Below are 20,286 nucleotides of genomic sequence, written 5' to 3'. Positions count from 1 at the left end.
TCTGAAGGAAATTTTAATGCTTAACGTATCTATTACCCCCCATCGAGAATTTTTACCGGCCGATACTCCAGATCAGCGACTGTTTATTATGCTGAAGTTGCGACCAACCCAAGAAGTTGCTCAAACCCGTCCTTCTACTACCTTTGTCTTTCTAATTGACACCAGTGGCTCGATGTACGAAATTGTGGCTGGCGATTTTCAACCCACTGGCGAAATCTATAGACAAGATGGGAAGGAATACACGAGAGTGGTGGGCGGCATTGCCAAAATCGACATGGTTATTGAGTCGCTTCGCACCCTGATTAATTCAGGACGCTTCACCCCGGAAGATCGGATTGCCCTGATCCAATTTGACGATCAAGCCTCTACTCTGATTGGCTTAACACCAGTTACCCAAACCCGTCAACTGGAAGATGCGATCGCTAAACTGCGAAATTTTAGCGGTGGGACTTGTATGGGAAGAGGCATGAATCAAGCCCTGGCTCTCCTAGCTAATCAAAGCATGACTAGCCGCCATATCATGATTTTTACCGATGGCGACACCTTTGATGAAGATGATTGCCAAAACTTAGCCCAACAATTTGCCAGTCAAGGGATTTCGATTACGGCCCTGGGTGTGGGCGAGTTTAACGAAAACTTGCTCACAGACATAAGCGGCAAGACGGGAGGGCATTGCCGTCACATTGTTCCAGGAACGGCTAGTGGTAACGATGTTTCTATTACCGATCTTCCCAACCTTCTACTGGCAGACTATCAGCAAGCCCAGCAAGAAGTAATTAACAATCTTGTCCTCAGCTTAAAAACTGTTCAGGGAGTCAAACTGCTGCGCCTTACCCGTGTTTATCCCGATTTGGCAGAATTTTCCTTAAATCAAGCTCCCTATCCCATTGGTGCCGCCAAAGCAAAGGATGAAACCATCTTCATCTTAGAATTTGCTATCGATAGTCGTCCTAGTTCAAAAATTCGTCTGGCTCAACTGGGCTTGACTTATGACATTCCTGGCTTAAACCGACGGGGGGAATTACTACCGCAGAACGTTGTTGTCCAGTTTGTGCCTGGACAGGGGGGGACAGCGCAGGTCGATCAAGAAGTTATGGGATACGTTCAACAACGCAATATTTCCCAATTAGTTGACGACGCAACCCGCATGGCAGAGAGTAACCCCCAACAAGCTGAAAAACTCCTGGAAACTGCCCGTCGTATCACAGTTCAAATTGGCAATGATGCTATGCTCGAATCTCTCAATGAAGGGATTGAAGAATTGCGAAAAACTCGTCAGATTTCCTCTGGAACTCGCAAAACCGTGAAAATGGGATCGAGAGGAAAAACTGTCAAGATGGGCGATGACCTCAACGACGATCTCTCGGAAGAAACTATTCGGAAACTAACCGGTACTTGAGCAGACTTCTGGCACCGAGTCAGGCAACAGTAAGATTAATTTCAATCTAATTAATTCCTCTTATATCCCTCAAAAAGGAGAAAAACCAATGGCTATTGTTTGCAAAGTTTGTGGCTACGATCAAAACCCCCAGGGAGCAGAATACTGTGATGCTTGTGGTGCAGAATTGACCCCATCGACACCACCTACACCTCCCACACCTGTCATCCCCGATCCCATCCCAGAACCCACACCCATGCCAATTCCCCAACCGATTGCCGAGACGATAACACTCACACCAGAACCGCTGCCCCAACCGATTACTCCGGCAATAACAACAACGGCCCGACTGATTGCCAAGCACCCTAACGCCCCGGTTGCTGAATTTTTCATTGATGGTTTTACCTTGATTGGCATCTTTGACTCGGACACCGGACCTGTGGATGTGGACTTAGAAAAATTCCCCGATAACGAAACCGTTTCCCGCAACCATGCGGAAATTTATCCCGATGGGGGAACTTGGAAAATTAAAGACCTCGGTTCTCTGAATGGGGTTTTTATTAAACCCATCGGTCAAACTCGCTTTAACGCCAGAATAACTGCCCCGACCCTTCTCAGTTCTGGTGATGAAATTGCGATCGCTAAAATTCGCTTTCTTTTCCAAACTCCTTAACATTTCTTGGGGTGGTTAGCCCCACCCCGATTGTGTTCGAATAAAGTTTTAATGGCTCCCTCTCATGACTTCACCATCTACCGAAAACTTCTCCCCCCTGCTTATTCAAGAAAAAGAATCTTTTTCTATGGCAGATTACCAGATAGAAATTATCGCCTATCTAGGGTTATTAACCGCAGATGTTTATTACTTCAAAGTCAAGTTTCAACCCATTGCCGATCTCGATGGGGAAAAGGGCGAAACATCTTCTCAATTGGGACTTTTGCGTGTCGGCTCTCTTAATAGTAGTCTCGATCGGGAACTGCAACTGAGAAAAATTCTTCAAAACTACAGCTTAATCGCTCCACTTATCGCTGATATTCAAGTAGATTCAGCTATTATTAATCCCCTATCAATCAAGGAAAAATCCCAGGAGGTAGATGAAAAACAAAATGAAGATATTGCCACTGAACAAATAGTCTCGGAAGATTCTGCATTTGTAAATATTACTTCAACAAAAGATGATGATTCTGGAGAAAATCAGTTCGCAGAAACAGACTATTTAGAAGAAGAATACTACCCAGAAACAGCAGTCGAAAACGAGACGAAACCAGAAAAACTTCTTCTGTTAACGCGATTTCCTCAAGAAAACTTGACTTTAGAAGCTTGGCTAAAAGCAGAACATTCTCAAGAAGAAGCACTAACGTTAGTGATTCAAGTTTGTCAGTTATTTTCTTATATAGCTAAACAAAACTGGTATTTAATCAACCTGCTTCCCCAGTTTATAGAAATAGACAAACCCCTCAAAATCTTTGACTTAACCTGCGCTTACTCAATTGAAGAAAGCCTGACTTCTGGTGTTATCGGAGATTATTGCGCTCCTGAACTTGCGGCAAGTCGCTCTATCAATGAATCAATGAGCAGTTATACTATCGCCGCTTTATTGTATCAAACTACCCATAAAAAATTACCTCAATCTGACCAGATTATTAGTTTAGAAATTGCTCCGATTCCGCGTCTTTATCAACTGCTGAAAATTGCCTTGTCCTCTCTTCCAGAAGAACGCTTTCCCCTGGCTCAATTTCTCAGCTTATTAATCGAAACTCGCCATTCACTACGAAGTCTGAAAGTGCAGTGGAATATTGCCAGTTATTCAACCGTTGGACTTTCAACAGAACGCCTACAAAATGAAGATAACTACGGTGTAAGACAACAACACCTCAGTAATTCAGAAACCCTTATTTTAGGCGTTGTAGCTGACGGTATGGGAGGAATGGCCCAAGGAGAAGTAGCTAGTCAAATTGCTGTTAAAACTATATTACAAGACTCCCTTCCTCCAGAATTTAAAACAGGAGAACAGCGTAATAAATGGCTACTTAATTTATTTCAAAAAGCCAACATATCTATTGCTGATACTGTTCGTAATGGCGGAACAACTTTAAGTGCTGTATTAGCGATCAATGATAGCTTAATGATAGCCCATGTGGGAGATAGTCGAATTTATTTAATACGACAAGGAAAAATTAAACAACTAAGTGAAGATCATTCACTGGTAGCTATGTTAGTGGCTAACGGTGAAATAACAGAAGAGGAAAGTTTAACCCATCCAGATCGAAATGTCTTACTCAAATCTATCGGTTCAAAAAAACATTTAAGTGAAGGCTATGTGCAGAATTTAAGTCGCACCACTAGCAATTTATCAATGACTTTAGAAAATGAAGATATTTTACTTCTCTGTTCTGACGGAGTTTGGGATTTAGTACCGACTCAGGAACTGGCAGAAATTTTTAGTCAATTTAAATCTTTACAAATGGCAGTTGATCAAACCATTCAAAGAGTTATTAATCAAGGAGCAACCGATAATGCAACGCTTTTAGCTATGCAATGTTTTATGACTTCTGGCACTTAAAGTAAATCATTCAGAAGATGAACAAAAATCTCAAAATAGAGAAGCAAGAGAAAATGATGAGAGTAACTTCCCTAACCAACAATAATTATAAGTCTCAAAGACAATAAAAATATGTCTATCCTCTGTCCAAGCTGTCTAACTGATAACCCTGATGGAACACAACAATGTATTAGTTGTGGTTTTAATCTCACCCCTGTATCCCCTAACAAAACTACCACATCACTCCATCATCTCAGCATCGGAACTTTACTCAAACAGGGAAACTATCAGATCGAACAAGTTTTAGGTGAAGGGGGATTTGGCATTACCTATAAAGGAATTTATCGAGCGAATAATGCTCCTGTGGCTATCAAAGAACTTTGGCCAGAAAAATCCGCTAGACAAGGAAATAAAGTTATTTGGCCTGCCTCTATTTCTCCTCAAATAAAACGACAACAAACCAGTAAATTTAAGCTAGAAGCCAGCCATCAACAAAAATGTCATCATGCCAATATCCCTAAAATTTATGATTGGTTTGACGAAAACGATACAGTTTATATTGTCATGGAATTTATTGCGGGAAAATCTCTTTTTAAAATCCTGACCCAAGAAAAAAAGCTAACTGAAGAGCGAGTTAAACGCTATTTTATGCAAATTGCTGATGCCTTAAAAACCGTCCACAATAATAATTTTTTACACCGGGATATTAAACCTGACAATATTTTAATTGATCCTCAAGATAAAGCGATTTTAATTGACTTTGGTGCAGCGAGAGAATTTATCGCCGGTCAAACAGGAGACATGACCAGAACCTTAACCCCGGGTTATGCTCCTTATGAACAATATAGTCAAAGGAGTAAACGTTTTCCTGCCACGGATTTTTATGCTTTTTGTGCTTCAATCTATGAACTTTTAACCGGACAATTACCAATTGAAGCACCAGATAGAGCTAGTGCATTATTGCAGCAACGTTCATCAGATCCTCTCATTCCACCCCGACAACTCAATCCAGATATTTCTAATTTAATGGAAACTGTTATCCTAACTGGAATGAGAATTAATGTTGAGGATCGTTTCCAAACTGCTGACGAACTGATTGATGCGCTCAAAGGTCAATTTGTTTCTCCTTTACAAAAAAAAGCAAGAGAGTTAGTTAAACAAGGAAAACTTGTCGAAGCAGTTCAAAGTTACGAGAAATGTTTAAGCAACGAACCCAATAATGGTGCAGCTGCTGTTGAACAAGCGTTATTGCAAATCCATCTTAATGATACTCAAGCTGAAATTGCTGCCCAAAAAGCAATTCAACTAAACCCTAATGATGGTAGAGGGTACGGAGTTTTAGGCTTGGTATATTGCCATCAAAATAACTGGGAATCCGCCGTACAACAACTACAAAAAGGGGCTAAACTTTCACCTCAAGCTCTTTGGATACAAGTTAATTTAGCCTGGGCTTTCGGTAAAATTGGTCATTGGCAAGAAGCAGAATCCGCTATCAACAAAGCCCTAAAACTTGATAGTAACAATCTCTTTGCTCTCGGAATTCAAGCTTGGATTACCTTCAATCAAAATCAATTTAAAGCCACTATTGGTGCTGCTAGTAAAGCAATTACTAAATCCAAACAAAACCCCTCCCAAAAGAATCAACAAATTCAATATTGGGTTTATCCCTACCTACTTGCCGCTCTTGACAAAGCCACCACTAGCCAACAAAGCCAAGATTTAGACCGGCGCATTCAAGACTGTCTGACTCAAATTCAAGACCATCCCTTTGCTTGGGGTTTCAAAGGTTGGAAACAAGCTCAACAAGGGTTATGGAGTCAGGCTCTTCCTTGCTTTCAACAAGCTAGTCGTCACCCCAACGCAGCCCCCTGGGTGCTTATCAATACGGCTATTAGTCATGAGCATCTCAACAATCCCTCGGAGGCCCTTCAAATTTATCAAGCTTACCTACAGAAAAATGGTGAGGAGCATTTTATTGCCTATCGACTAGGAACATTACTCGCTCAATTGGGACAATGGAAGCAAGCGAAAACTCATCTGGAGCAGGCGATTCAACTCAAACCTGACTACCCTGAAGCCTACCACAATTTAGGCTGGGTATTACTTAATCTAAAAACTGCCGATGGACAAATCCAATATGCCCGCGAACTCTTATCCTACTATCGTCAAGCCATTACTCTCTACAATCAACAAGATAAATCCCATCTAGCCAGAATGCTCGCTCAAGCTTTAACAGAGGCTGACGTTTAAAGGCTAAGAAATGTAAAATTTACTTGCTTTTGCAAAGTTAACCTGCTATAGTCGCAAAAAAACTGTTTTACAGTTTCCTCCCAAGAGCTATTTTTCTACTTCCCTAACCGCCACGACTTCGTTGATTGTTATTCGTAGCTCATTTTCAGGAAATTGGCCTACTTCTGTGCCTGATTTTCAGCTTAGTAAGCTGAAGGAGATTATCTATTATCCTGTTTATTTGGGATTTTTAGTTTTTCCTGACAGGATTTTGCCAAAAGCATTGACGTAGGGATTTCTAGGTTGTTGTTTTTTTATGTTAGTAGTTTTCGAGTTTAGCTAGTTAATTTGAACCATGATTAAATACGTTATTCTCAATTTAGAACCGAGCAATGATAAAATTCAATGTTCTCTACAAATAAAATATTTATCAACTAATCCATTGCGAGCGGTAATTTGGACTATTCAACGATTTTATAATTTTTTCTACGGCGAAAAATTTAAACTCGATTATCCTACTGAACTGATTAATAAATATAATAATTGGAACAGTCAATATAAGCAATTTCAAAAATTAGGACTGAATCCTAGCTCGGCAAATGAGGATTTAGATAAATGTGCAAAACAATTAGATCGTAACCTAGAACAATTTAACCAAGAATTAAATAACTGGTTAAAATCTGTTCCTAATAAAGTTGAAGAAAAAATAGAGAAAAATTTCTTAAGTAGTCTTGAAAAATTTTTGGACTCTGATACCAAAGTAATCTTTGTCATTGAAACTGAAATTCTGGAAATTCAAAAGCTGTTTTGGCATCATTGGAAATTACTCAAAAAGCATCCTCAAATTAGCCTTGTATTTGGGATAACACGACCAAAAAATAAAGTTAAACAAGAATTATATGTTCGGCCGTTTAATGAGGCGTTGAAAGTTTTGATTATTTTCGGAGATATCCCAGAAGGAAATATTCAAAAGCAAAAAAATATCTGGGAAAAATCAATTTCGATATGTCATAATTTGGGTATTAAGTTAGAGTTGCATTATTTGGAAAAAATTAGTTCTCAAAAGATAAGATCACTTGTCGATAATGGGCATCAATTTGAAGTTATTTACTTCTTGGGACATAACCCATATGAGGAAGAAGGCAATGGGCAAGAAGACAACAATATACAAATTAGTGAATATGAATATTGGACAAATAGTAAATTTTGCGAATGTATTAATATTCAAAGAATAAAAACTTTAAAGCTAGTTATTTTAGACTCTTGCTATTCCCTAAAGTTAGCAAAAGCTCTCATTAACGAGGCAGAAATTCCTCAAGTTATTGCGATGAGAGAGTCTATCTTTCTGGATTTTTCTCGAGAATTTTTAGTGGTTTTGTTGATCGATTTACTTCGATATAAATTTTTACCTTTTGCTATTAAAGAAGCTCAAGAAAAGATAGAAGATAATGAGGATGATAAAAAATGGCAAAGTTCTGCTTCAGTCGTTGCTCTTTTACAAAATCTCAACAAAACTCCTTGGACATGGCCTAATAATAAAGAATCTCGCTTCAAAAAGAATATATTTCTATATTGCTCAGGTTTTTTGTCTTGTTTATTCATATTAGCAATAATTCCTACTTTGAGCAAGAATAGATTACTTAATCTTCCTGGACCGATTAATAAAATATTTCCTCCGTCAAAAGCTGAAGTAGAAAATGTATTACAAGAAAGTACAGTAACTATTAAGGTTTATGACCCCAAAACAAATAGCTCTAGTTTTTTTGCGGGTATTATTTTTGCTTATGACAAGAAAGCAGACAAATCTCATTCTCAACAAGATACAACTTATTATATTCTAACCAACGCAAAATCATTAGAAAACATAGAAAATCGTCAAATTGTTATATTAACTAATCAAGGACGAAAAGATTTCAGAAACTACAGACCTATTACAGAGGTGAGTCAGCACTTAGCTATAATGACTTTTAACAGCAATAAAACATACAAAATCGCTCAACTGAGCAAAGCTAACGCTGCATTAGAAGAAAAAGTTTATATGGCCGCTCGACAGTCTCCAGAAGACTCTCATTCAAATCTCAATTTAATTGATGGTAAAATTACCGATCTAGATCCAATGCAACAAAATCAAACTTATAAATTTTTCTACGACAGCTTCGATGGTACAATTAAACCAAAAGCGGATGGAAATTCTATTATCAATCAATATGGCTGCTTAATTGGAATTGATTTAGGTAGTCCTAATTTGCCTAATCAGAATTTGGGAATTGGTATTCCTGAAAATACTCTTTTAGAGGTAAAAAAGCTTAAAAATCCCCAGGACACATCGATAAATAACATAAAAGAATCAAAGTTTGCAGATTTATATACTGAGTCTTGTCAGTATGAATAATAAACCTATAAAGACTCTTTTTCCAGCTTACGATATTGAAGCTTGAACAGCGATAAAAACCACTGCGATACCGTTTCTTTATTAGGATTGTATTGATCGATTTTGTCAAATACTTGCTTCAAGGTTTGCTGCCATGCTATTCCAGAAATATCCAGGGAAGAACTATATATATTTTGATTTTGTACTTGATTAGATTCTTGAATTTTATTAGTTAATTTCGTTAAGCTTTTATATCTTTGCTGACTAATTTTTGGATAATTTTTAGCAGCCAAAGCTAAACTTTCTAGCTGTTTATCTTCATATTCTGCCAGTTCTGTGTTGATTCTCGCTAACAAAGTCCGTAAAGAATTTTCCCTTGCTTTCAAGATTCTTGAATCGATTTCAGGATGTTGAATTGCATAGTCAGAAAATTCTACTATTGCTTTCTCAAACTCTTGAGCTTGAGCTTTTCTAAGTTCATATCCCTTTTCGTTCAAAACCATAGCTGTAAATCCACTAACTGTAACTCAACGCAAACAATACCTTTAGTAATTCCTCTTTCTACATCTATTGTATAATAACCATAAATCGTTTGACCATTTACGGCTCTCGTATCTGCGGTTAATAATTCTCCTCCATACTTTTTCTTTTGCTCTCGACATCCTTCTAAGGAAGTATCCAGCAGGATACTATCAAGCTTTTCTGGATTTACTTTCTCACTTTCCCAAAAACCATCATAATCATTGGGTTTTCCCTTTTTAGTCACAAAACTACCATCAAGATAGACTTTTTGGCAACCTGCTTGTTGAAGATTTAGCAATACTCTTTTTAGTCCGACTAGAAGACGTTGTCTTCTTCGAGTGGTTCCAAATCTTTCTACAAGCTCTTCCCAGCTATCTAATTTATGTTCTCCCGGCGGCAAAAAGCCGTGCTGATTAAAAGGAGGAATTCCCATGTTTTTAATATTAGATAATTTGTGAGCAAGCTGGGCATTGCCCAAGAAAAACTAGGGTTGATTAGAACTAATTGAATGACTATCTTGATAAGATTGATTCAAGGGATCTCTGTAGATTAGGTAAAGTTTTAGAGGAATCGGTGGACTTTGAATCAACGCTAGATGATAGTCCTCAACAACCTGCATAGCTTCAGAAATAGATAAGGATTTATCGTAACGAAGATCGGCGCATTTTTGAAAAGTACTTTGAGCAGATAATTTCAGATCTGAATACTTTTTCCAAAGCAGTAATATATCCCCAGATAGAATAAAAGAAATAGCTGTTAATGCTGCCTTAACTGCCCACTTTACCCCACTCATATCTTGATTTTCTTGGCTAATTGTAGCCGTAGAGGTTGCGAAGTCTGCAAAATAAATAATTCCTGATAAAATTAAAATTGAAATAACTAAAAATACCAGTAAATAATTGACCGTTTTTGCCGCTAAAAACTCAGTAAAGTAAGCAGATTCTGTTGTAATATCCATTAATCTTTGTGGACTATTAGATAGAGAAGATGAATAATAAGGAGAAGTAAAAGGAGCTTGTTGCAATTTAATTCCTGTTGTCCAAGCTCTAACCATAGCTAACTCATGGCTGGGAATATCTTCTCCTAAACTATCAGCATATAAAATCATTCTTCTACATTTATCAGCTTTTTGTGTCAAGTTATTAGCCCATTCTCGCAACCATGCTACTGCTATTGGAGTGATTAAGGCAAGAAAACCGGCAATAGCTAAAAGCCACAATTTATTGTTGACTGTCGCAATTAATGCTAAAACTTGAGCGCATAAAGATAACCACAAGCTGTACCACCATCTCACTTCAGCTTGATCGTAGAGATAATTGCGAATATCCGATAAATCTTTTTGGTTTGGCATAGCTTACTTTAGCATCGATATAATATCAAATTTTGAACAATTTATCTAAACTTTAATCAGAAATTTAGATAAATTATCCCGTTCAAATAGAGTTTAGTCAAAAGAAAATTGTTCTGTGTGACTTTCATCTGCTCGCTTCACTTGTATTTGAAAACTCTCTCCCAATTGAAGATTATAGTTCAAAGAGATATAATTACCTCTTTTTGTTTGACTTGCATTCAAAGTTTGGTCGGATAAAGATAATAGCTTCAAATTCAAATCAGATGGAATTTTTTCTCCTCTATCGGATTCAACTTCCACAAGAAGTTGAAACTTTCCCTCTTTTGTAGGGGTTATCCTAACAAATAGGATAAATGTCCGTCTTTTCAGAGTAATGTATTTAGCTTTATAGAGAGGAGAGGTGATAGATTTATCAATTGTAGGTAAAGCGGGATCATTCAGGCAAAAAAACTTTTGCTGTTTAGCATCAAGGATTCTCTTTGAAATATTATTATCCCAATTCTTGGCAAAAATTCTTTCGAGAAATTGTTTGTTTTTAGCCAGAAGAAGTAAATCAAGTAAATTGTCAATATCTGGTAATTGAGCTAATGGTAATTCATTAGTTTCTATCTGCTCGACAAATCCAAATAAAATAGCTTTCTTCGCTTCTTCATCAATTTCTACCACAACATAACCCACTCGATCTGACCATACCTCGGACGGGACATAACAGATATTTTCATTTGGCAAAACCGGACGACATTCTAATTTACCGAGAACATCGATCTTTAAATCAGCACTATCCATTAAAATTCGCCGATTATAATGTCCGATAGTGCTTTCCTCTAAATTTGTTTCTACTTTCAAACACTGGCAGTAAAAGTTAACAGCAAGCACGGCTAAAGTATTTAGAAAAACCTGTTTACTTTTATCGGCATCTTTCTGTTCGCAACTAAACTTTTGAGCTAATTTAAAATCAGCACCGCTCAAGGGGACTGTAAAAGTTAAACGTTCAGCTAGTGGCATCATGGTTTTTGTCTCCTATTTCTAAAGATATTCTTGAAAAATTGGTTGTAATTTATCAACGCTGCGTTGATAAAAGCTGCTTAAAGTTGCTAGGGAAATTCCCCATTCTGTTGACATTTCCTTCCAAGATTGTCCATTAAATCGCCTTATACAGATTGCTTGAAAATTAGCCTCTGGATGCTTTTCGATGTGAGTCTGCCGAAAACAATCTCTAGGATCTTTTTGGATAAAATCCCATAATCTCTCCCAATCTTTTTGGGGGGAGAGAGATTCAGTTTGCTCGATTATATCAAGCAAGGAAGTATCTGGGGCATGGTTCCAGCTTGATTGCTCCGACTGGAGAGGAACATCCAAAGATTGCTCATAAATTCTGATTCGCTTGCCATTATCTTGTCTATGTCGCAGTTTTAAATGTTCCCTGACAGCATCGATAAATCGCTTATCAAGCAAAAAACTTACCCATGCCAAGACATTACCTTTACTTGGGTCGTACAGATCAATTTTTTCAAAAATCTCTAAAAAAGTCTGCTGTAGAGCTTCGTGAAAAATATCCTGATAGACAAACTTAGGAAAATTATAGATATTTTTACAGTACACTTTATTAGAGTTTTGAATCTCATTGGTTAGTTTTGTTAGCCATTTTTGTCTCTCCTTGCTGTTTGCAGGGGAGCTTTTAGCCAAAAGTGCCATTTCTTCAAGAAGCTTAAGTTTGCTGTCTGGGTTACTCATCGGAGAACTCTCCTTGCATTTTCTAGATCACTACCCCTTTTATCTACTCGTCAGGTTACTGGCATTTTATGCAAAAACCGATAATTAAAATTCTTTTTTGTGAGGAATTGTCGAGGGAATTGCGATCTCGCTCCCGGAGTGCCTTCGGTATCGCAGCCAGAGTGGATGTGGCGCGGGGTACTATCGAGAATGTAAATTTATGTTAAGATAAACCCAAATTTTGCATAAAAAGCAGCCATCCCTACGAGAAAGTAATGTAAAACCGAAACTAAACACGATCGCTGTTTGGTTGCTATCAATCAGGACTCATTGATCAGGAGGTGGAGTGCTTGGGAGTTATTTATATTGGCGATCGCGAAACAGGTAAAACTCACCTAGTCTTGGAATTAGCTAACCCCAAGGGAAATTATGTCAAAGTTACTTATCCCGATTATCAGTATCTTAGAGGATTTTTTTTAGACCTAGAACTTGGCTCTCCAAAACCAACTGGTAGTATCGCTCCCGAAGCAATTTTTGAGCAGTACATAGAAGTTAATGTCACCCTTCCCACAGGAGAGAAAATGATTGCCTTGGATTGGTTGGACACCCCCGGTGAAATCTGGCGAAAATCTTGGCAAAAAAATCAACCTGATGAGTGGCAAAGATTTCTCGAAACGATCAGAAAAGCTGAAGGAATTATGTTGATTTTACCGCCCTATCGGGACATCATTAAACCGACCAGCCAAGTAAACCTAGATGACTTTATCACCAGACAACAATGGTGTAATCGTTTTGACCGTTGGCTTGAATTTTTCCAGCAAGATTGTCCGAAAATTCGGCATCTTCTCCTCTGTTTAAATAAAGCCGATTTACTCCCAATCGATCTCGAAGAAGAAGCCAGAAAACTCGCTTTTAATCCTGATTTCCAACCTATGACATGGCAAGAGAGAGATAACTATGTTTTTCAGCGTTATTTTCGACCGATTCACCCTCAAATCAATCAACTTAACCGTAGTATTCAAGGGTTAACAATTAGATGTTTCATTACGAGCATATATAATCGAAAATTATTAGAACTCCCCTGGATTTATTTGGGCAGTCATCTCGCAAAATAAAGTTAAAATAGGAGTAAAAATGACCAGTGGAAATATTGTAGTAATTGGACCGACAGCAGCAGGAAAAACCACCTATTTAGCTGCTTTGTCCTACTTCAAAGAACACAAACAAGGCAAAAAACTATTTACTGTCAATCCTCAAAATCCCGCCACAAGAATACTTGCAGAAAAAGCTGAAAATATTCTCAAACAGGCGGCCGATCTAGATAGAACTGTCATCGGACAAGAGATTGAGTCAGTAGATGACTTACCGTTTTATTCCTTTGGTATCACAGCCAAACCCTATTGGTATAGTTCCACGGAGACTTTTCAATTAACCGCTAGAGATTATCCCGGAGAAGTCTTTGAGGCAATTGCCAGTCCCAGTGCAAGGAAGCCTATCCATGAAGAGTTTATTAATGAATGTTTTACCGATGTCATCGGCTGTCTAATTATGCTAACAGGATGGGAACGCAGAGTTGATAACTTTTATAACAGAATCATAAAACAATTCCTTAAATTAATGGATGAGCGGGGTCGTTCTCAGGATTTGAAGTTAGCAATAGTTATGAGTAAATGTGAAAGAGGAGAAATTTGGCCTGGTAGGCTAGAACCAGAAATTGATTTGTTCGGTGTCCATTTACGAGAAACTACTAAAACCTTGCGAGCAAAAGTTATTCCCCAGAATCTGCGGTTTTTTGCCCTTTCTACCTTTGGTGTTTTAGGCAGAAATGATCCCCGTCCTAACCGAGAAGATCGGATGAAAGGAGAAGAACCGGCTTCGGTGATTAGAGAACCAGACTCATGGCAACCTTATAATTTAATTGAACCGCTCTATTGGCTCAGTAAAAAACCAAATCAAGGAGCCAAAAATGAAAGCGTTTGACTGGTTAAAACCAAAAGCTCCTGAATTAAAAGATGCCAATGCCGAAATACGGGTTATTGGCGATCGCAGCGCTGGTAAAACCGCCTATATGGCTTCCCTTGCCTATTGGCCCAATGCTAAGGCCGATAGTCCAGTTCAATCGGTGACTCCAGTGGGGAACCAAGAAGCCAGCGCACAACTGATGAACATGGCACAGAACATCTTGGAACAGGGACTAGAATTAGAACCAACTCCCCTAGAAGCCACCGTTGATGAAGTCAAAGATTATGGATTGAGTATTGTTCTCAAAGAACAATTTTCTTTGAAAAATCTGCAAAGAGGCCTATCTTCTAGCGCAATACGTCTCAATGTTAACTGTAAAGACTATTCCGGCGAGTTTCTTCGGGATCTCATTAACAAAACTGGCGATCCGCGCTTAGTTGACTATCTCGAAGACTGTGTGGTGGCCACAGGTCTTTTATTGTTAGTGGATGGAACCTCTCACCGCAAAGATAAAGACTATGCTATTGGACTAGAAAAATTTTTAGCGGCTTTAGACAGGGTGGATATTAATCCCAAACAGCGCCGCGTTGCTTTTGCGGTTAGTAAGTGCGAACTGAGTCAACTGTGGGTGAGTCGTCATGAACCGAGAAAATTGACACAAAGACGCTTTCCTCTGATGCAAAATAAATTAGAAAACTGGGTAGATAGGGGAGGAGGTGAAGTGGACTATTTTGCCACTTCTGCCTTTGGTACGTTGGGAACCAATTATCCCGAACCCAACTCGATCGAAAAACAACGCGATCGCCAAGGAACAACTTCTATTATCCGCGATCCGAGACGGTGGCGACCCTTTGGTTTAGTTTCCCCGATTTACTGGCTTTGTACCGGTCAACATCACAAAGAATTAGATAAGGATTAAAACAATGACTACTATTCACATTCATGAATTTAGCACGGGTATTTTAGTGGATGGCACTGGCGGTGCTGGTGAGTGGAAATCGCAGGGTTTTTCGGGAGAGTACATGAACTCAACCCTTGCTAAAATTCCTACACCTGTACAGTTAGCAATCAAAAATCGGGAATTTGCCGTTTCTGAAGGCGCATCTAGCCAAAATCCTGCCATTATTGGACGGGAAGTTGAATACAATCAGGAAGCTTGGTCAGTCATTGCCGTCGTCACACGGGGGATAGATGAACGGGGACGGGGTGCATCTCTCTATCGCTATTTCTTGTGTCAGGAAAGGGGTAAGCTGCCTGATCTTGTATCTTGGTACATGAAAAATGGAATGCCAACTTTTAACCCCTCCGATCATAAACAAGTCGATTGGTTTACAGAATATGACGATACTGGGACTCAAATTAATGACTATATTCCGCCTGAGTTGGATGGGATTTGGGAAGGAAAAACACCGATAATTATTACTCAAAAACAGCCACCATATACTGCTTTAATCATTCATAAAATTGCCTCTAAAACTGACCCAGCAAGAAATAATGAATTGATTTCTTGGTCTTGTAATGTAGAGGCTTTAGAGAAACCAAATCGCTTTTTAGTCATTCATCCCGCCAGTAAAAAAGCAGAGGAGACAATAAGAGCCACAATAAACAGTATTCCTCAACTTCCCCCGGCTATATCCGAAGAACCCCTAATTAGAACTGCTATTAAGAATTCCTGCCGTACAGGAAACTTTCAAGAAAATTTAGCCCCTATCGAAAATGCTTTGAACAATCCTAAAATTCAACAGGATTATACAACCTTTTGGAATTCCATATTTGAAGGACAAGGCTCCAAAGATGCTTATGAGCAACAAATTTATGATGACTTTAAAGTACGTCTTTTGACGCTACAAGCCATAATTTGCCCTGAAAAGCTGCCAGATTTTGTCGCTTGGATAATGAAAAAAGAGAAGGATTATTATCCAATATCTCAGAGGTTTCAAGGGGAGATTGTAAAAGCTATTACTCAGCCAAACTCATTAATATTTAATCCAGTTAAGCAAGGTATTAATATACTTATTCTTAATGTCATTAAGCAGCCAGAATTGATAGATGCTACAGCTAAACTCTTATTAGATGAAGTCGGACTCTGGGGAGGAATATATAAAAGTTACACAAGTGTGGGATTAAGACAAGATTTAAAGAAAAAAGCAGGTTATCTAAGCACGGAAACAGAAGGTTTAAAAGAAAAAGAATTTTATGTGTTAAATGATGCACGTTGGCAAGAAATTATAGATGACTTAAGAAAAGTTTGGAATCCTCGTTTTTATCCCGATCAAACAACTCAAAAATACATCCATCTCGCTCACCTATTTGATCAACTAGAAGTGTCATCGCAGGAACAGTATAAAGGATATAGTTTAACCGTTTTCTTTTATCATCTCGCCCAGGAAAAAATTCCTAGTGATGTATATAAACTTCATGGATTGAGGGAAGATAAAGATTATAATTTTGGTATTAAAGTTAAAAGAGATATACCTTGGTATGAACCAGTATTTAGAGAAATAAAAGAAACAGCAATATTTCTCCTATCTTCCGTGTTTAGAGGTGGAGCATCTGGCTGTTTTATTGCTATTATTTATTTTTTGCTTATATTCACTTTAGGAGGATTTTTCTTTCAAAGATTATTGAATTTAGCTCATTTATCTCTACCCGGTTTACCCGGAGGATCAAACAATTCAGAATCGCCGATTATTAAAGAAGCGATTGAAAGCTTTCCAACGACTAAAGGGTCATTACTACAAATTCAACAAGATTTGAAGCAAACTACTAGAGCAGATGCTTCTAAACCTAACAAGAATGAGATTGATGAAGCTATTTCAAAAATTCTCGATCCCAATAACTCTTTTGAGCTTAAGACTCTAAATAAACCAGAAGATAATAAAGATAAAGAAAAGTGGATTTTATCTATATTGTCTTATCAATTATATAAAGTTACACCATCTAATTCGGATGATTTCGATGGTATTATTGATAAGGATGGAACAACTTATCAAGCTCTAAAATGTAATCTGCTTCAAAATATGCAACTGCAAGCAACTCAAGCAACTGCTGACAATTGTAAAAAGCTAGGGTTTTCTCAAGTTAAAGTGGCTAAAACTCGCGCTTCATCTTCAACTTCCGCTCCAACTCCAACTACAACTACAACAGAAGAGGAAGCAATCAGAAAGGCAGTCTCGGAATTTGATAAACCACAAAAGACCAAATCTAGTTTAGAAACTTTAGTAAAAGAATTAGATTTAGATGAGGCTTTTTCTGTTTCATCTTCATATAATGTAATTAATGTTCTTGATCCCAATAATCAATTTAGGATTTCCCTTAGTCGTATGACTGAACCAGCAGATAAAGAAGCTTGGGTTAAAGCTATTTTACAATACCAAGAAAGTCTTAAATCTAGACTTAAAAAGGAGCAATCTATTAATATTGATGTTGATGGAGTGATTAACTATGAAAGGAATACCTATAACCTTTTGAAGTGTGATGTAGCTGCTCAACTAGGTCAAACATTAAGTGATACACCAATTTGCGGTAAAGTAAAACCAATTATCGATTCGTCAACTCCCCCACCAGGATAATTTTTAAACCTATGAGAATTTGGCTTTACATACTAGCAGGAATAACCTCGGCTTTAATTGGCTGGAATATCGGTCAGATTTTATTGACTGATTTAAAAATCCTGTCTCGGTTTCCAGAGGTGGTTCTTTTCCCCTGCGTCGCTATATCCTTAGGGATTGGGATGGTAATGAATGAAATATTTATTAGTAATCCCACCCGTCCTAAACTCAACTTTCGGATTGCTTTAGTTCCCCTATTAATTGCCACCTTAATCGGATTGATTGCCGGATTAGCAGCGGGTGGAATCTTTCAGCTATTAATTCAATCTGGAGTTGCTGAATTTCCAGGCAGACTTTTAGGTTGGCTTTTTGTCGGTGCAGCCGTTGGATTAGCCGAAGGACTTACTTGGCAATTTTACAGCATGGAAGCGGGGGATCGCGATCGCTTTCGACAACGGTTATATACTAGCATCATCGGTGCGGGTGTTGCCAGTTTAGTAGCGGTGGGAATCTTTGAATTTATTCGTCAATGGTTAGGCACTTCAGAAGCGTTTAGAAAAGCAGAAGATCCCCTCGGATTTGCCATTTTAGGCTTATTGCTCGGCCTAACCTTTACCATTACTAATTCTCCTAGCTACATGGCGGCACTGAGAGCCGGTAAAGGATTCGAGTACAGGAAAATCATTCCCGAACTCGAAAGCATTGATCCTCAATTTACATCCATTAATTCAGTCTTTCCTAACATCCATAAAACGCTCAAATTTGTCAGCGAATCGGATGCGGAAAAAATCGAAGAAGGACTGTCGATTCAACTTCCCGCCAAAGGAATCATCAAAATTGGTTCTGTCCCCAAAACTAAAGGTTCTGATGGTGTAGAAAGAGGATCGGATATTTATCTCCCCGGACTCCCCCCCCATATTGCTGACATCAAAATTATCGGCCGTGATGCCATTTTAGATCCTAACCCAACATCTTACAACCTTATTGAACTCAATGGCAGACGTTTAACTAGCAACGAAAAAATTACCCTTAAACACAATAACCTGATAACCTTCCATGTTAAAGATAACCACAACCCCGATGAACCCAAAATCTATCGTTTCGTCTTCTACAATCGCTTCCTTGACCCACAAGCTTAGTTTATCAATGATTATGTTAACCGCTCTTATTACCCCAGCTTGGGGAATTAAACCTGAAATCACAGATATTGAGGACATCGACGATAAAGTGACTCTTCAAATTCAAGTGACAGGAGAAGAAAGTAAACCGATTATGGGTTTAGCTGAAAGCGATTTTCAGCTTAAAGTTATTGATAAAAAAAACAACAAAACTTATCAAGGAAAACAACTACCTTTTGACTGGAAGTCTCCCCGAGAAACGACTCCTCCTGATGCTTGGATTGTCGTTCTCATCGACTTTAGTGGTAGTATGAATTGTTCTCAGGATCTCAACACAAAATGTGATGCCAAAGCGGTTGCTAAAGGAAAGCGAAAATTAGATGCAGCAATTAACGCACTGGGAACATTTATTAAATTAGCCTCAGAGCGTAAAGGCAACACCTATTTATCTATTGTTCCCTTTGGGGTAGAAGGTAAAAATGACAAGCCTGGAGCCTGTAATTATTACCCAAAAGTTACTTCAGAAACTCTCGATAATTTTAATTTAGTGCAAGATGTTAAACTAACTAATTTTCTAGGTAGTCTTGCGGATAAAACTCCTTGTGCAACGACCAACTTCTATCAAGCTCTCAAAGAAACCGTCAAATTTTTTAAAAACGATAAAGAAGGTCGTTTCTATCCTAAAGATAAAGAAGGAAAACCTTTAAAACCTCAACCACGACTCTCAATTATTCTCCTTTCTGATGGCTTTGATAATAATAGTAATTATCAAGAAGTTCAGAAAACTTTAGCCAATCTTCAGAACAATAAAGATATTGTTGTTCATACCCTAGGATATGGCTTAACCCCACAACAATTAGGCAAAAAATATTCCTTAGGTAAACCTGCTGTTCGTGGAGATATTAATAACCCAAAATTATCCCAAGCAACTAGAGAGCAACTAGAAAAAGAATTTGTAGATCAAAAACAGTTAGCGGAAATTGCGAAGTTAACAGGAGGAGTTACTGAATTTGCTGGTGATGCTGATGAAATTGCCGAGAAATTAGAAATTTTCCTTGATGCGATTCAAGGACGATACGAAATCAGTTATATCCAACCCAACGTTCGACGAGGAGGCGAATATGTAGCCACAGTTTTTACTCAGAAAGTAGCATCACAATCTAAACCTTATACCCTAGATTTTTTTGGGCGCACACTTCCCTTAGAAACCAGAATATTAATGCTTATTTGTATTTTTCTTGCTCTTGGTTTGGGAGGAGTTATTCCTTTTTATTATTGGGGAAAATGGTTAAAGGAAAAACAAAACTAATCCTAAATATTTCGGAACTTGTAAAGTCATGAAACAGATGCTTATTTATTCATCTCTCTTTTTCCTCAGTAGTTGTAATTTTCAGTTTAATCAACCTCAAACAACTTCAGAATGTCCTCAAAAACCCACAGCTATTCTCATTGCAGAAAATCTAGAAAATGTTAACCTAACCACTGAAACTATCACCAAATCTAATCAGGTTAGTGCCACTAAAGCTGTCGGATACACTTTTACAGGAAAGT

The 20,286-nt window shown here is 38.1% G+C and carries 16 protein-coding genes and 1 pseudogene; 12 read left to right on the top strand and 5 right to left on the bottom strand.

The genetic code is table 11. The annotated features are described in order from the left end of the window. Positions 1 to 16 precede the first annotated feature (16 nt). The 5 genes from IM485_RS00980 (at position 17) to IM485_RS00960 (ending at position 8,539) form a co-directional block, all read left to right on the top strand. Entirely contained in the window at positions 17 to 1,399 is a 1,383-nt protein-coding gene (locus tag IM485_RS00980; RefSeq protein ID WP_271930967.1) for a vWA domain-containing protein, read from the top strand. A gap of 88 nt (positions 1,400 to 1,487) precedes the next feature. Further along, positions 1,488 to 2,051 carry an FHA domain-containing protein gene (locus tag IM485_RS00975; RefSeq protein WP_104398335.1) on the top strand — a complete coding sequence of 188 codons (564 nt, stop codon included), beginning with the start codon at positions 1,488 to 1,490 and terminating at the stop codon, positions 2,049 to 2,051. 64 nt (positions 2,052 to 2,115) lie between these two features. Continuing rightward, entirely contained in the window at positions 2,116 to 3,939 is a 1,824-nt protein-coding gene (locus tag IM485_RS00970; RefSeq protein ID WP_287740618.1) for a protein phosphatase 2C domain-containing protein, read from the top strand. Positions 3,940 to 4,050: 111 nt separating this feature from the next. Next, positions 4,051 to 6,168: a serine/threonine-protein kinase gene (locus tag IM485_RS00965; protein WP_287740616.1), complete on the top strand. Its 2,118-nt coding sequence runs from the start codon at positions 4,051 to 4,053 to the stop codon at positions 6,166 to 6,168. Between the two features lie 334 nt (positions 6,169 to 6,502). Beyond that, positions 6,503 to 8,539: a hypothetical protein gene (locus tag IM485_RS00960; RefSeq protein ID WP_287740613.1), complete on the top strand. Its 2,037-nt coding sequence runs from the start codon at positions 6,503 to 6,505 to the stop codon at positions 8,537 to 8,539. Between the two features lie 5 nt (positions 8,540 to 8,544). Here IM485_RS00960 and IM485_RS00955 read toward each other — a convergent pair whose 3' ends face one another. The 5 genes from IM485_RS00955 to IM485_RS00935 all read right to left on the bottom strand — a co-directional run bounded on the left by IM485_RS00955 (position 8,545) and on the right by IM485_RS00935 (position 12,125). Further along, positions 8,545 to 9,021 carry a hypothetical protein gene (locus tag IM485_RS00955; RefSeq protein ID WP_012266783.1) on the bottom strand — a complete coding sequence of 159 codons (477 nt, stop codon included), beginning with the start codon at positions 9,019 to 9,021 and terminating at the stop codon, positions 8,545 to 8,547. Then, positions 9,012 to 9,518 (bottom strand): DUF6932 family protein, encoded by a 507-nt coding sequence (locus IM485_RS00950; protein WP_149978950.1) that lies wholly within the window; start codon positions 9,516 to 9,518, stop codon positions 9,012 to 9,014. Before IM485_RS00950 ends, IM485_RS00955 begins: the two co-directional genes overlap by 10 nt. Before the next feature lie 6 nt (positions 9,519 to 9,524). Beyond that, positions 9,525 to 10,391 (bottom strand): hypothetical protein, encoded by an 867-nt coding sequence (locus IM485_RS00945; RefSeq protein WP_149978951.1) that lies wholly within the window; start codon positions 10,389 to 10,391, stop codon positions 9,525 to 9,527. Between the two features lie 93 nt (positions 10,392 to 10,484). Continuing rightward, a complete protein-coding gene (locus tag IM485_RS00940) occupies positions 10,485 to 11,360 on the bottom strand; it encodes a DUF1822 family protein (RefSeq protein WP_287740611.1) in 876 nt (291 codons plus the stop codon). A 57-nt stretch (positions 11,361 to 11,417) separates the two neighbouring features. Further along, complete coding sequence (locus IM485_RS00935; RefSeq protein ID WP_104398331.1) at positions 11,418 to 12,125, bottom strand: sigma factor; 708 nt, start codon at positions 12,123 to 12,125, stop codon at positions 11,418 to 11,420. 320 nt (positions 12,126 to 12,445) lie between these two features. Between IM485_RS00935 and IM485_RS00930 the strand changes: the two genes are divergently transcribed. The 7 genes and pseudogenes from IM485_RS00930 to IM485_RS00900 all read left to right on the top strand — a co-directional run. Further along, complete coding sequence (locus IM485_RS00930; RefSeq protein WP_287740607.1) at positions 12,446 to 13,219, top strand: hypothetical protein; 774 nt, start codon at positions 12,446 to 12,448, stop codon at positions 13,217 to 13,219. A gap of 19 nt (positions 13,220 to 13,238) precedes the next feature. Then, positions 13,239 to 14,084: a hypothetical protein gene (locus IM485_RS00925; RefSeq protein ID WP_104398329.1), complete on the top strand. Its 846-nt coding sequence runs from the start codon at positions 13,239 to 13,241 to the stop codon at positions 14,082 to 14,084. Further along, positions 14,071 to 14,985, top strand: a complete 915-nt coding sequence (locus IM485_RS00920; protein ID WP_104398328.1) for a hypothetical protein — start codon at positions 14,071 to 14,073, stop codon at positions 14,983 to 14,985. Before IM485_RS00925 ends, IM485_RS00920 begins: the two co-directional genes overlap by 14 nt. A 4-nt stretch (positions 14,986 to 14,989) precedes the next feature. Beyond that, positions 14,990 to 17,638 (top strand): hypothetical protein, encoded by a 2,649-nt coding sequence (locus tag IM485_RS00915; protein ID WP_287740605.1) that lies wholly within the window; start codon positions 14,990 to 14,992, stop codon positions 17,636 to 17,638. A gap of 11 nt (positions 17,639 to 17,649) precedes the next feature. Continuing rightward, positions 17,650 to 18,756 carry a hypothetical protein gene (locus IM485_RS00910; protein ID WP_287740603.1) on the top strand — a complete coding sequence of 369 codons (1,107 nt, stop codon included), beginning with the start codon at positions 17,650 to 17,652 and terminating at the stop codon, positions 18,754 to 18,756. 13 nt (positions 18,757 to 18,769) lie between these two features. Beyond that, positions 18,770 to 20,044 carry a vWA domain-containing protein gene (locus IM485_RS00905; RefSeq protein ID WP_287740601.1) on the top strand — a complete coding sequence of 425 codons (1,275 nt, stop codon included), beginning with the start codon at positions 18,770 to 18,772 and terminating at the stop codon, positions 20,042 to 20,044. A gap of 28 nt (positions 20,045 to 20,072) precedes the next feature. Beyond that, positions 20,073 to 20,286: pseudogene (locus IM485_RS00900) on the top strand (ARC6/PARC6 family protein); the annotation flags it as partial.

It is taken from the genome of Microcystis sp. M169S2, from assembly GCF_020245865.1.
GTDB lineage: Bacteria > Cyanobacteriota > Cyanobacteriia > Cyanobacteriales > Microcystaceae > Microcystis > Microcystis ichthyoblabe_A.
This window is presented reverse-complemented; position numbering and strand designations above follow the sequence as displayed.

What these genes read in the sequence shown, in the direction of transcription:
- IM485_RS00915 (WP_287740605.1), top strand. Translation starts at nt 14,990, where the DNA reads ATGACTACTATTCACATTCATGAATTTAGCACGGGTATTTTAGTGGAT.
- IM485_RS00945 (WP_149978951.1), bottom strand. Translation starts at nt 10,391, where the DNA reads ATGCCAAACCAAAAAGATTTATCGGATATTCGCAATTATCTCTACGAT.
- IM485_RS00970 (WP_287740618.1), top strand. Translation starts at nt 2,116, where the DNA reads ATGACTTCACCATCTACCGAAAACTTCTCCCCCCTGCTTATTCAAGAA.
- IM485_RS00920 (WP_104398328.1), top strand. Translation starts at nt 14,071, where the DNA reads ATGAAAGCGTTTGACTGGTTAAAACCAAAAGCTCCTGAATTAAAAGAT.
- IM485_RS00935 (WP_104398331.1), bottom strand. Translation starts at nt 12,125, where the DNA reads ATGAGTAACCCAGACAGCAAACTTAAGCTTCTTGAAGAAATGGCACTT.
- IM485_RS00925 (WP_104398329.1), top strand. Translation starts at nt 13,239, where the DNA reads ATGACCAGTGGAAATATTGTAGTAATTGGACCGACAGCAGCAGGAAAA.
- IM485_RS00975 (WP_104398335.1), top strand. Translation starts at nt 1,488, where the DNA reads ATGGCTATTGTTTGCAAAGTTTGTGGCTACGATCAAAACCCCCAGGGA.
- IM485_RS00980 (WP_271930967.1), top strand. Translation starts at nt 17, where the DNA reads ATGCTTAACGTATCTATTACCCCCCATCGAGAATTTTTACCGGCCGAT.
- IM485_RS00960 (WP_287740613.1), top strand. Translation starts at nt 6,503, where the DNA reads ATGATTAAATACGTTATTCTCAATTTAGAACCGAGCAATGATAAAATT.
- IM485_RS00965 (WP_287740616.1), top strand. Translation starts at nt 4,051, where the DNA reads ATGTCTATCCTCTGTCCAAGCTGTCTAACTGATAACCCTGATGGAACA.
- IM485_RS00955 (WP_012266783.1), bottom strand. Translation starts at nt 9,021, where the DNA reads ATGGTTTTGAACGAAAAGGGATATGAACTTAGAAAAGCTCAAGCTCAA.
- IM485_RS00910 (WP_287740603.1), top strand. Translation starts at nt 17,650, where the DNA reads ATGAGAATTTGGCTTTACATACTAGCAGGAATAACCTCGGCTTTAATT.
- IM485_RS00905 (WP_287740601.1), top strand. Translation starts at nt 18,770, where the DNA reads ATGTTAACCGCTCTTATTACCCCAGCTTGGGGAATTAAACCTGAAATC.